Genomic DNA, 12601 nt, shown 5'->3' on the forward strand with positions numbered 1-12601 from the left:
CCCCCGCTATGTCACCTCGACACCCGCAACGGAAACATCCGCCTCGCCACTGTCCATCCGCCAAGGACGGTCAGCACCGCCAACGAAGGCAACCCGACCAGGAAGATCACCTGCGTCAGTACGATGTCCCAGGTCACCTCGAACGCCAACTGCGAGCGGGCGAACTGCTCGAACCGATCCTGCGCGAAAGGCACGGCCAGGACCGCCACGACCATGACGACCAGGCGCGGCCGGATCTGCGACCGCGCCCGCCACAGCCCGGCCAGCAGCAGGACTCCGGCGATCACGAAACCGGCCAGCGCCACATTCGCAAGGTTGACCGGCACCACTTCGTAGAACCGAATCTCCACGAACAGTCCCGCGGCGACACAGGCCAAGCCGACTCCACCGGCGATAAGAGTCACACCCCCGCGGCCCAGCACCGCGGTTGCCGTCCGTCCAGGCCGGGCCACCGTCAGCAGCACCACGGTCAGAGGCGCCAGGATGAGCAGCCATCCCATGTCGACCCAGCGCCACTCGATATTCCAGGCGATGATCGCGCCGATCTCGATCGCGGTCGCGACTGCCGCCATGCAGGCGGCCGCACGTCGGAGGCCCGCGAGGGCGGCGACCACCACGACCGACCAGGCCGCCGTCCGCAACGTCAGTTCCGAGGAGAGGGCGTACGCGAAGGGAAACTCGCGTCCCGACAGCACCACGGCCCACAGCATGCCGACCAGCCGCCGGGCCGCCGTCGCGGTCAGGAGGCCGGCGGTGAGCACGCCGACCACCGCGGCCGCGTCGCGCCAGCCGGTGCCGCGCTGCCTCGCGCCGCCGCGGATGAGCCGTGCGGCGAGGCCGGACCACAGCAGGTCGGCGGCCTCGGCGGCGGTGGGGCGGCGGCGGTCGGGCTCCGCGCCCGCCATGAGCACGCCGATCATCTCTTCCTCGTAGGCGAGGCGGTGCTCACGCGGGTAGACCGCCAGCAGCCTGCGGTAGTACGCCTCGAGTGTCATGAGAACGCCATCCCCGGCCGCCGGCGGGCGCGGAGGCGGCTCTCGGCGAGCGTCGCCTGGTCGCGGAGGCGGCTGGTCTCGGCGGCGAGCCGCGTCTCGCCGAGCGCCGTGAGTCGGTAGTAGCGGCGCAGCCGGGACTGCACGATCTCCTCGCGGTCCACCTCGATGAGGCCTTCACCGCGCAACCGGTCGAGGGCGGCGTAGAGCGTGCCGGCGCGCAGCCGTACGCGGCCGTCGGTCATCTTCGCCACGTCCTCGATGACGGCATATCCGTGTTGCGGCTCCGCGGCGAGGGAGGTGAGCACCAGGAAGGTGGGCTCCCGCATGGGTGCGTCGGTCATCCCTGGAACTATATACCGATCATGGGTATATACGCGAGGAGATTCGTACAGTAGGAGGCGGGTACCTGGAAACGATCCCTCGCGAAGGAGCGCCGATGACCGTGCCGTACGCCGTCCTGGCGGCGGAGACCGATCCCGGCGCACTCGGTGGTCTCACCGGATGGGTCGCGTCCGTGATCGACTCGCTCGGCGAGATCGGGGTCGGTCTGCTCGTCGCGCTGGAGAACCTGATCCCCCCGATCCCGAGCGAGATCGTCCTGTCCATGGCCGGCTTTCTCGCCCACGAGGGCCGGGTCAACCTCGTCCTGGTGACGATCGCGGCGACCGTCGGCTCGGTGGTCGGCGCGCTGCTGCTGTACTGGCTGGGGTACGCGCTCAGCGAGAACCGGCTGCGCCGCTGGCTCGACCGGATCCCGCTGGTCGACGCGGACGATCTGAACACGGCGGACCGGTGGTTCGAGCGGCACGCCGGTGCGGCGGTCCTGTTCGGCCGCATGGCCCCGGTGGTGCGCAGCCTCGTCTCCATCCCGGCCGGCGCCAACCACATGCCGCTCGGCCGGTTCATCCTCTTCACCACCATCGGCAGCGGCATCTGGAACAGCCTCTTCGTCGGCGCCGGGTACGCGCTCGGCACCCGCTGGCAGGACGTCGAGCGCTACAGCCACTGGTTCGACTACGCGATCTGGGCGCTCATCGTCCTCGCCGTGGGCGGCTGGGTGGTCAAGAAGGTCCGCAAACGCCGGCGCACGGCCGTGAATCGGTGAGATCCACGGCCGCGCGGGCGTCGGCTCAGAAGCCGGCGCTGATCCGGGCTCAGAAGCCGGCGCTGATCCGGGTGAACTCCCAGTCGGACTGGGCGATGCCGCTGCAGTGAGAGACCACGCCGCCGCCGGGGCACGGCCGGTCCCGGTTGACCGCCCAGAAGGAGAAGCGGGCCAGACCCTTGCCCTTCGCGTAGTCGCGGATGCGGGTCCACGTCTGCGGAGTGGTGACCTCCTGCTGGTCCGAGAGGCCGTTCATGCCGGAGATGCCGAGATGGCTGTACGCCTGCGCGTCGTTGTAGCCGAACGTCGACTTGAGCAGGTTCTTCAGGCCCTCGGAGGCGTTGACCGTACTGGCGTACATGTCGGCGCCGCCGCCGAAGTCGAACGGCATCTGGGTGAAGATGTCGATGTTGGCGCCGAGCGCCTTCGCCTGCTGGACCAGCCGGGTGCCGTAGTAGTTCGGCCCGGACGTCGTGGTGCCGAAGGTCAGGATCGTCTTCACGGACGGGTTCCGCTGCTTGATGATCTTCAGTGCGTTGAGGATGCGGTCCTGGACCACCGTGTTCTCGAACTCGTCGGTGTTCTCGATGTCGATGTCGATCGCCTTGAGCCCGAACGTGTCGATCACCTTCTGGTACGCCCCCGCGAGCGCCTCCGGAGTCGGGCAGTTCGGACCGAGCTTGTTGCCCTGCCAGCCGCCGATCGACGGCACCACGCTGCCCCCGGCCGACTTGATCGCGTTGATCGTGCTCTCGTGCACGCCCCCGGTCAGGCCGCCCTCGCCGTCCCAGACCGGGTTACACCCGTTGGCCAGGACGAAGGCGATGGTGAAGGCCTTGATGCCGGTGGCGTTCATGACGGTCGACGGCGCTGGCGGGTTGCCCCAGCCCGGATAGATGTACGGCGACGACGCCATCTTGCCGCCGGTGGGCGGCGTGGGATCCGGGTCCGGCGTGCCGCCGCCGCAGGTGCCGTTGTCGGCCCAGACGTCCCACTGGCCGCTGTGCGTGGCCGGGCTCTCGTTCTGGGTCCACCACTTGGCGGTGTAGTTGTGGCCGGACTGGGAGGCGGTGTTGCCTTGGGTGTAGACCGCGCTCGCACTCCACGCGGGAGCGCAGGCTACGGCGGCATGGGACGGGGTGAGGGGGACGAACGCTACGGCCGTACCGAGCAGGGCCGCGGCGAGCAGGGTGGGGAGCTTCATGGGGATGATCTCCGCTCAGGGCAGGGCGTGGACGTGGGGGGAGACGGCGTTGGCCCATCCGTTGCCGGCGGTGACGTCCCAGTTGATCGACCAGGTCATCGCGCCACGGAGGCCGGGATAGGTGCGTGGGGGACGGAAGGAGCCGCAGTTGGTGCCCCGGGCCAGGCAGTCGAGGGCCTGGTTGACCACGGCGGGCGAGACGTAGCCGCCGCCGGCCGCGCTCGTCGTCGCGGGTAGACCGATCGCGACCTGGTCGGGGCGTAGGCCGGCCTCGAGTTGGATGCAGGTCAGGGCGACGATGAAGTTGACCGTGCCCTGCCCGTACGCGGCGTTGTTGTCGCAGCCGAGCATCGAGCCCGAGTTGTAGAACTGGGTGTGGACGACCGTCAGGATGTCCTTGATGTCGAGCGCGAGCTTGAAGTACGAGCCCGCCGGGTTCTGCATGTCGATGGTCTGCGGTGCCATCGTGATGATCAGGCTCGATCCCGCCTTCGCCCGCAGACTGCGCAGGGCCTGACCCATGTACGTCGGATTGAGGCCGTTCTCCAGGTCGATGTCGACGCCGTCGAAGCCGTACGTCCGCATCAGCGCGTGGACCGAGTCCGCGAAGCGGGTCGCGGCGGAGGCGTCGTTGACCGACACCGAGCCCTTCTCGCCACCGACCGAGATGATCACCTTCTTGCCGCGGGCGTGCAGCGCCGCGACGTCGGCCTTGAACTGGTCGTTCGTGTATCCGCCGACGCTGGCCGACAGGCCCGGGTCGATGGTGAACGACACCGCTCCGGGCGTACCGGTCGCATCCGCGAAGGCGACCGCGACCAGGTCGTAGGTGTTCGGTACGGCGGCGAGCTTGATCTCGTTCGCCGGGTTGTCGAAGTTCTGCCAGTAGCCGGTCACGAAGTGCCGCGGCAGCGGCCCGTCCGGCGCCGGGGTGGTCGGGGGCGTCGTCGGCGGGGTGGTTGGGGGCGTGGTCGGCGGGGTGGTCGGGGGCGTGGTGGGCGCGGTGGTGGGCGGCGTCGTGCCGCCGCAGGCCCCGTTGTCGGCCCACACGTCCCACTGACCGCTGTGGGTCGTCGGGCTTTCGTTCTGGGTCCACCACTTCGCGGTGTAGTTATGGCCGGACTGTGACGCGGACATGCCATTGGTGTAAACCGCGCTCGCGCTCCACGGTGCGACGCAGGCGGCCGCGGCGCCTGCCGACGAAGCGATGAGGACGGCGGAGCCGCTGGCCACAACGAGGGCGGCCGCGGCGAGGACTAGGGATCGGCGCATGGGGTGTGCCTTCCACTGGGGGACAGGCCAATTATTAGGAGTGTTAACAGAGGATGTAAAGACATTGGTGAACCTAACTTTCTATTAATCGGAACCGCGCGTCCCGGCAGGGCGACAAGGGACCGGAAACCCCAGCAGCGACACCGCGATCGCGCTACGTCTGATGACGACACTCGTTTTCGCGCGGAGGGCGGAGGGTACTTGCGGCCCATGACGACGGCGGACACTGCGGCAGGGGCCACCACGATCTCCGACGAGATGGCGGTGGAAGCGCGGGCCCAGGGTCTGCTGACCCTCGGCGTGGAAGAGGAGTACCTGCTCGTCGACGCCGTGGAACCCCGGGCGGTCGAGGCCGTCGACGACGTGTTCGACCACCTCGGCCCGGACATCCGCGACTCGGTCCAGCACGAGTACATGCGCAGCCAGATCGAGTCGGCCAGCCCGCCACAGCTCGACCTGGCCGACCTCGCCGACGCGATGAAGCGCCTGCGTTCGGGCCTCGCCACCGCCGCGGAGGCGGCCGGCGCCCGACTGGTGGCCGTCGGCGCCGCGCCGGCCTCCGGCACACACACCCGCATCGTGGACCTCGACCGCTACCACCGCATGCGCGAAGGCTTCGGCGACCTCTCCCCCGGCGCCGGCCTGAACGGCATGCACGTGCACGTGAGCGTCCCCGACTCGGAAACCGGCGTACAGGTCCTCAACCACCTGCGCCCGTGGCTGCCGATCTTCCAGGCCGCGACGGCCAACTCGCCGCTCTTCGCCGGCCACGACACCGGGTACGCGAGCTGGCGCTCGATGCTGTGGGAACGCTGGCCCACCGTGGGTCCGTCGCCCTACCTCGAATCCCACGAGCACTACGAGACGCTCGTCGCCGACCTCCAGGCGAGCGGCGCGATGCTCGACGAGGGAATGCTCTACTGGTACGCCCGCCTGTCGGCGAACTACCCCACGGTCGAGATCCGCATGGGCGACGTCTGCCCGTCGCTGGACGACACGATCCTGCTGGCGGCCCTGGCCCGCGCCCTGGTAGGGACGATCCTGCGTGACGTCAACGCGGGGAAGCCGGCGCCGAATGTGCCCCACCCGCTGCTCATGGCCGCACACTGGCGCGCCGCGCACGACGGGCTGGAGGGTCTCAACATCGACATGGCCACCCGCGAGCCGCGGCCGGCCTGGAAACTGATGCGCCAGCTCTTCGACTGCGTACGCCCGGAACTCGAACGCCACGGCGACCTGGAGACGGCGACGGTCCTGATGGGCCGGCTGCGCGCGCACGGCACGGGGGCCGCTCGGCAGCGCGCCCTGCTGTCGCAGCGCGGCTCGATTGCCGACGTGGTCGACTGGCTCGCCCGCACAACCGCGAACGGAGACGCTTCGTGAAGCTCGTCGCTACCGGAGGCTCCTTGTGAAGCTCGTCGCTACCGGAGGCTCCTTGTGAAGCTCGTCGTTGTCGGGGGCGACGCGGCTGGGATGTCCGCGGCCTCGCAGGCGCGCAAGCGCCGGGGACCGGAGGACCTGGAGATCGTGGCGTTCGAGCGGGGCCACTTCACCTCCTACTCCGCCTGCGGGATTCCGTACTGGATCGGCGGCGCCGTCACCGATCGCGACGCCCTGATCGCCCGGGAGCCGGCCGCCTTCGCCAAGGCCGGCATCACCGTACGGATGCGGCACGAGGTCGTGGCGATCGACCTGGACCGGCGCGAGGTGGTCGCCCACGACCTGGAGGGCGGCGGCGAGCACCGCGAGGGCTTCGACGAGCTCGTATACGCCGCCGGCGCCGTCCCGGTCACCCCTGACTGGGCGCGAGTCGACGGCGAAGGCGTCTTCGGCGTGCAGACCCTCGACGACGGTGCCGCCATTCAGGCCTGGCTCGACCGCGACCCCCGGCCGCGGCGGGCGGTGGTGATCGGCGGCGGCTACGTGGGCGTCGAGATGGCCGAGGCGATGATCCGGCGCGGGCTTCGGGTGACCCTGCTGGAGAGGGCGCCGCAGCCGATGTCCACCATCGACCCGGACATGGGTGAGCGGGTCGGCGAGGCGATCCGCGGACTCGGCATCGAGGTCCGCACCGACACCGAGGTGCGGGGCCTGGAGACCGCCCACGGGCGGGTCAGCGCGGTGGTCACCGCGGACGGGTCGCTGCCGGCCGACATCGTGGTGCTGGGTCTGGGCGTACGCCCCAACACGACGCTCGCCGAGGAGTCCGGCATCCCGGTCGGCGTGACCGGCGGTCTGCGCACCGACCTGCGGATGCGGGTCGTCGGCCCGCAGGGACGTGTCGACGGCCTCTGGGCGGCGGGAGACTGCGCCCAGACGGTGCACCGGGTCAGCGGGCAGCCCGTGCACGTCCCGCTCGGAACGCACGCGAACAAGCAGGGCCGGGTCGCGGGCATCAACCTCGGCGGCGGCTACGCGACGTTCCCCGGCGTCATCGGTACGGCGGCGACGAAGGTCTGCGACCTCGAGGTGGCCCGTACCGGGCTGACCGAGCGGGAGGCGACGGCCGCGGGCTTCGCGTTCGTGACCGCCTCGGTGGAGTCGACGAGCCGCGCCGGCTACTACCCCGGTGCGAGCCCGATGGTGGTCAAGCTGGTCGCGGAGCGGCGTACGGGCATGCTCCTGGGCGCGCAGATCGTCGGCCGTGAGGAAGCCGCCAAGCGGATCGACTCGCTGGCGATCGCGGTCTGGAACCGGATGACGGTGGAAGAGATGACCGCTCTGGACCTGAGCTACGCGCCGCCGTTCTCACCGGTCTGGGACCCGGTGCTGATCGCCGCCCGCAAGGCAACGGACGCGGTCGGCGCCCGCTGACCCGTTCGAGGCGCGAGAGCCTCACCAATCCGCCGAGGCCACACGCCCCCGACCTGGCCTGATTACTTTCAGCCACACATTGATCACGAATGAGGTCTCGTTTTTGATCTTGTTGCAGGGTAGGCATGACGGATGCCGCCGCATTCCCCCGAAAACCCGGCGCCGCAGCAGGGCCCGCAGCACGCGGCAACCCCGGCGGCGCCCGCGCTCATCAGCGCGCTTACCGGTGGCACCGGCGGCTTTCCCCACCTCGGCACGCTCGAGGGCGAAACCTCGCTCGGCCGACACCGCCGCCCCGAATCGCTGGCCGACGCCACCACCCTGCGCGCACCCGCGACGGACCGCATGGCCGGTGGCCGGCGCCCCGCCCTCGAGCTGACGCCGCGCTCGGCGACCGGCGCCACACACCCCCGGATACCCCAGCAGCGCTCCACGTCGCAGCGCTCCGCCCGGGGTCGGCACGCGGCCACTGACCAGCTCGCCATCACTGTGCGCCCGCTGCCGTCGATGCGCGACGCGGCCGGAGCGGTCCGCGACTGGGCCCGCGCCGACACCGGCAAGCGACCCGCCACCGGCGCCCACCGCGCCCCGGGCACCCTCCCGATCGAGTCCTGGCTGCTCATCGGCCGAAAGCGGCAGCAGGCCCTGCTCGCCGGCCTGGTCGCGGTCGGCCTGATGCTCGCCGTCGTGCCGATGCGGCAGGACAGCGACACGACGGTGACCGCCGTCAACGCGGCGGAGAACGCCGTCGCCAAGCCGCCCGCCTCCGCCGCGAAGAAGCCGGGGAAGGACGCCCAGCCCGCCACGCCCACCAAGCCGAAGTCCCCGCAGGGCGCCTCGGCGCCGGCCCCGGCAAATCCGTCGAACGGACAGCAGCCGGCACCCGCGGCACCGGCGCCTCCGGCGGCGACCACCGCCCCGGGAGGCACCGCCGTGGAGGCCAACGCGATCCCCAAGGGCGACGGCCCCGCCAGATCCCTGCGCACCACCGGCACGAAGACGGTCGCGCTGACTTTCGACGACGGCCCCGACCCGGTGCAGACCCCGAGAATCCTCGCCCTGTTGAAGGAGCACGAGGTCACGGCGATGTTCTGCCTCGTCGGCGACCAGGTCCGCAAGCACCCGGAAATCGTCCGCGACATCGCGGCGGCGGGGCACGCGCTGTGCAACCACAGCTGGAACCACAGCCTGACGCTCGGCAGGGACACGCCGGAGCAGATCCGCAAGGACCTGGTCCGCACCAACGACGCCATCCGCGCGGCCGTCCCGGACGCGAAAATCCCGTACTTCCGAGCGCCGGGCGGCAACTTCACCAAGCGCCTGGTCGAAACCGCGTACGCGGAAGGAATGACGTCCCTCTACTGGGAGGTCGACCCCCGCGACTGGGAACACGACCCGCAGGAAACCAACGAGTCGCACGTGGAGAAGATCGTCAACGGAGTGGCCGACAACGTGCGGCCGGGATCCATCGTGCTGTCGCACGACTTCGGCCAGCCGGCCACCATCGAGGCGTACGAGACGCTGCTGCCCTGGCTGCGCGAGAAGTTCACGCTCGGCCTGCCGCCCGAGCCCACCCCCGCACAGCCGGCCACCACGACTCCCGCCACCACGGGCCAGTAAACCCTCACACCTGGCAGGTCGGACACCAGTAGAGGTTTCGACCGGCCAGAGGTCCACGCAGCACCGGCGTCCCGCACACCAGGCACGGCTGACCCGGCCGGCGATAGACGTACACCTCGCCGCCATGCCGATCCACCCGCGGCGCCCGCCGCATGGCCTCCGGCGTGTGCGCGGTATGCACGGTGTCGATCCGCCCCCGCAACACGCCCTCCTTCATAAGAGACCGCAGGTCGTCCCACATCTCCTGCCAGCACCCCGCCGAAACGAGCCGCCCCGGCGTCGTGGGCGCCAGCCCGGCCCGGAACAGCACCTCGTTCGCGTAGATCAACCCACACCCGGCAACCACCGTCTGGTCCAGCAGGAGCGCGAACACCGGCTTCGTGCTGCTCCGCACTTTCGCGTACGCGGCAAGCGAATCAGCGTCATCCCGCAACGGATCCTGGCCCAGCCGCGCGCGCAGCACCGCCACCGCGCCGGGCTCGAGCACCTCGCAGGCGGTAGGCCCCCGCAGCTCGAGCCAGTGCCCGCCACCCACCATCCGCATCCGTACCTGCCCGACAGCCTCCGGAACGGGCAGCACCCCGTCGGCGAACTTGCCGTACAGGCCGAGATGGATGTGGAGGCTGAGCTCCCCGTCGAAATGATGCAGCAGATGCTTGCCGTACGCCTCGGTATCAACCAGCCGGCGGCCGGCGATCAGGGCAGCCCCGGCACCGAACCGCCCCTGCGGGCTATCCACGGCGACGACGCAACCGGCCAACAACTCCCGATGCCGCGCGGCAAGACGATGAATGGTGTGTCCCTCTGGCACGGTCCGCAACGGTATCCGATGCATCAACCATCGGCCCGCCCCGCCTGAGCCCGCCCCGCCTGAGCCCGCCCCGCCTGAGCCCGCCCCGCCTGAGCCCGCCCCGCCTGAGCCCGCCCCGCCTGAGCCCGCCCGCCTGAGCCGGATGTCGGCTTCTGCGGGGCGAGGCGGCTCGTTCAGCCGCCCAGGCTGGTGTAGAGGCTGTCCGGCGCCTCGGTGATCTGCGAGGCCGCCGGCCGCTGCGCCTTCACCGTGGTGCCGTAGTCGGAATACAGCACTTCGAGCGGCTGCGCCTGCTGCCCGTTCACGGCCGGAAGCTGGATCGTCAGAGCAGAGAGCCGACCCTGCTCGTCCAGGCCAGCGGTGAACGGCACGTTCTGAGCCTGAGCACCCCACGCACTGATCATCTTCTGGTCGACTCCGGCAACCCCGGCGGCCTTGGTCAGGTCGAGCGTCCCCCGATAGCTGCGCGAATCAACCTGCTGCACATCGGTGGTGGCGCTTAGCAACTGCGCGGTGTTGGCCGGATCGATCTGCCCGGGCCGCAACCCGACGTTGGCACCGTCGGGCAGCCGGGAGACGTCCACATGGGTCCAGGTGCCAGCCTTGGTGATGCCGGGAACCTGGATGTAAAGGTCCTGCTGCACAAGCAGCGTCTTGACCTCGACCTCGGTGTTCGGCCCAGCGGCGGTCAACGTCGCGGTGCCGACGCCCTGCGGGGCGTCCATGAGCCCGGTCAGCTTCAGACCCGGCCCAGAATTCATGTCCACCTTGAAACTCGTGGTGCCCAGCTTTGCCGTGGCGGCGGCCAGCGCGGCGGCGGCAGCGGGATCGGCCACGCCCGCGCTTGCCGACGCACCGGGAACACTTCCGACAGGGGTGCTGGCGCCCGGGGTCGCAGCCCCGTCGGCGGTGCAGCCGCCCACGGCGAGAGCCACCGCGGCCAGCGAAGCCAGGCCCAGCCCAGTTGCACGAGCGGTCCGCATGTCATTCCTCCCTGCACCCGTCATCACCGTCGTGACGGGGCTCACCCCATGCCCGATCCGCTGCCCCACCAAACAGTCACCACCTCAACCGCCCCCTCCCCCAAACGGCCCACCTGCGAACGACGTCCCAGCGACCGCCTCCAGGCGACGACCCACGTGCGGACGACCACCGGAATAGACAGCCCACCGACGGACGACCGACCAGCGAACGCCCACAGCAGCCGACCCACCTACGGACGACCCACCTACGGACGACCCACCTACGGACGACCCCCGGGAAGGAACGGCTCACTAGCGAAAGGCCAACGGGAGACGCCCCACGCGAGGACCGCCAGCGCGAGGACCGCCAGCGCGAGGACCGGCAACGAGAGGACCAGCAACGAGAGGACCAGCTCACGACAGGATCAGCTCACGGGAGAACCCGCCTAACGGGAGATCCGGGCTCACGGATTGCCTACCTGCGAGCGGCCTGCGGAGCCCTCATCCACGCGGACCGCCGATGAGAAGACGGGCCTCTAGCCGAAGGCCACAGAGAGCGACGGCTAACCGGAGGCACGGCCGACTCGCGGCCCGGCCAACGCAAGACGCCCCACGCGGCGACCGCTAACCGCAGGGACGGTCGAATTGCGGCCGCCCACGCAAGGCGCTCACGCGCGGACCAGCAACGGGAGGACGGCCAACTAAAGACGGCCGGCGGGACCGCTGACGGGACCCGCTGGCGAGGCGGCGGGCAGGACGGCGAGCAAGACGGCGAGCAGGACAGCGAGCAGGACAGCGAGCAGGACAGCGAGCAGGACAGCGAGCAGGACAGCGGGCAGGACAGCGGGCAGGGCCGGCCAGCGGGGCGGAAGGGACTGCCGGCGGAAGCGACAGCTGGCGGGGTGGCCGATGGCCGGGTAGGGGTCGTCCCCACCCGGCCATCAGTCGTTGCTCAACCCAAGCACCCGCCACGCGGGCCCCGGTAGGTCAGGCGTTCAGGATCCCGGTGAGCTGGCTCGGCATCTCCTGCACCTCGGACGCCGGCGGGGCCTTGACGGAGACCGGGGTGCCGAAGTCGTGGTAGGTGGTCTTCATCTTGCCGGCGCCCGCGCCGAGGCTGCTCATGTCGAGAGTCAGTTCGATGAGGCGGCCCTCGGCGTCCTTCTTGGCCGTGAAGGGGATTCTGTTCAGCTTGTCGCCCAGGCCGGCGGCGCTCTTCTTGAAGCGTGGGGACTTCGTGAGGTCGAGGGTGCCCTTGAAGCCGGTGTCGCCGACGCGCTCGACGTTGTTGAGGGCCGACATCATCGCCTGGGTGCCGGCCGGGTCGTCGCCGTTCGGGCTGAGGTTGAAGTTGCTGCCCTCGCTCAGCTTGGTGGCATCGACGTGCATCCACGCCTTGGCGCCGCCGCCACTGCCGCCGAGCATCTTGCTGATCGAGCCGAGCTTCAGGTAGAGGTCGTTCTTGACCATGCGCATCTCGATCTTTTCAGCGCCGAGTGCGGTCAGGGTCGTCGACGCCGAGCTGAGGCGCGCCTTCGGGTCTGTCACGCCGGTCATGCTCATCTGACCGGACATTTCCAGGTCGAACTTCATGCTCTGGTCGACGAGCTTCTTGCCGGCGGCGGCCAGGTCGGCCGCCGGGTCGAGCTGTTCGGCCGCCGGGGCGGCCGCCGTGCTCGTGCCGGCCGCGCCGGCCGGGGTCTTGGCGCTGTCCTCGGGCCCGCAGCCGGTCAGGCCGAGCGCCACTCCCACCGCTACGACCACGATCGCCAGCCGTCGATTCCTCATCAGGTTTCCTCCCGTGAACTGCATCCTGTC

Annotated in this window: 11 protein-coding genes; 4 read left to right on the plus strand and 7 right to left on the minus strand. The window is 70.3% G+C overall.

Annotated features, from left to right (window positions below):
* Positions 1-11: 11 nt before the first annotated feature.
* Both AB0M36_RS09065 and AB0M36_RS09070 read right to left on the minus strand, forming a co-directional pair.
* Positions 12-995: a hypothetical protein gene (locus AB0M36_RS09065; RefSeq protein ID WP_364154662.1), complete on the minus strand. Its 984-nt coding sequence runs from the start codon at positions 993-995 to the stop codon at positions 12-14.
* Positions 992-1336, minus strand: a complete 345-nt coding sequence (locus AB0M36_RS09070) for a PadR family transcriptional regulator (protein ID WP_364154665.1) — start codon at positions 1334-1336, stop codon at positions 992-994. The genes AB0M36_RS09065 and AB0M36_RS09070 overlap by 4 nt, the downstream gene beginning before the upstream one ends.
* A gap of 95 nt (positions 1337-1431) precedes the next feature.
* Here AB0M36_RS09070 and AB0M36_RS09075 point away from each other — a divergent pair, with 95 nt between their 5' ends.
* Positions 1432-2100, plus strand: a complete 669-nt coding sequence (locus tag AB0M36_RS09075; protein ID WP_364154668.1) for a DedA family protein — start codon at positions 1432-1434, stop codon at positions 2098-2100.
* Between the two features lie 49 nt (positions 2101-2149).
* On the opposite strand, the gene AB0M36_RS09080 is transcribed toward AB0M36_RS09075, so the two are convergent.
* Complete coding sequence (locus AB0M36_RS09080) at positions 2150-3304, minus strand: carbohydrate-binding protein (protein ID WP_364154671.1); 1155 nt, start codon at positions 3302-3304, stop codon at positions 2150-2152.
* Between the two features lie 15 nt (positions 3305-3319).
* A complete protein-coding gene (locus AB0M36_RS09085; RefSeq protein WP_364154674.1) occupies positions 3320-4576 on the minus strand; it encodes a glycosyl hydrolase family 18 protein in 1257 nt (418 codons plus the stop codon).
* A gap of 210 nt (positions 4577-4786) precedes the next feature.
* On the opposite strand from AB0M36_RS09085, the gene AB0M36_RS09090 reads away from it, so the two are divergent.
* The 3 genes from AB0M36_RS09090 (at position 4787) to AB0M36_RS09100 (ending at position 9010) form a co-directional block, all read left to right on the plus strand.
* Entirely contained in the window at positions 4787-5959 is a 1173-nt protein-coding gene (locus AB0M36_RS09090; protein ID WP_364154677.1) for a glutamate--cysteine ligase, read from the plus strand.
* 54 nt (positions 5960-6013) lie between these two features.
* Positions 6014-7390, plus strand: coding sequence for an FAD-dependent oxidoreductase (locus AB0M36_RS09095; RefSeq protein WP_364154679.1), 1377 nt, complete (start codon positions 6014-6016; stop codon positions 7388-7390).
* 132 nt (positions 7391-7522) lie between these two features.
* Entirely contained in the window at positions 7523-9010 is a 1488-nt protein-coding gene (locus tag AB0M36_RS09100; RefSeq protein ID WP_364154682.1) for a polysaccharide deacetylase family protein, read from the plus strand.
* A gap of 4 nt (positions 9011-9014) precedes the next feature.
* Here AB0M36_RS09100 and AB0M36_RS09105 read toward each other — a convergent pair whose 3' ends face one another.
* The 3 genes from AB0M36_RS09105 to AB0M36_RS09115 form a co-directional block, all read right to left on the minus strand.
* Positions 9015-9821, minus strand: coding sequence for a DNA-formamidopyrimidine glycosylase family protein (locus AB0M36_RS09105; protein WP_364154685.1), 807 nt, complete (start codon positions 9819-9821; stop codon positions 9015-9017).
* A 173-nt stretch (positions 9822-9994) separates the two neighbouring features.
* Entirely contained in the window at positions 9995-10873 is an 879-nt protein-coding gene (locus tag AB0M36_RS09110; RefSeq protein WP_364154687.1) for a hypothetical protein, read from the minus strand.
* Positions 10874-11770: 897 nt separating this feature from the next.
* The gene (locus AB0M36_RS09115; RefSeq protein WP_364154690.1) at positions 11771-12571 is read right to left on the minus strand and encodes a hypothetical protein; all 801 of its coding nucleotides are present in this window, start codon (positions 12569-12571) and stop codon (positions 11771-11773) included.
* Positions 12572-12601: the final 30 nt, after the last annotated feature.

Source organism: Actinoplanes sp. NPDC051346 (assembly GCF_040682215.1).
Classification (GTDB): Bacteria; Actinomycetota; Actinomycetes; order Mycobacteriales; family Micromonosporaceae; genus Actinoplanes.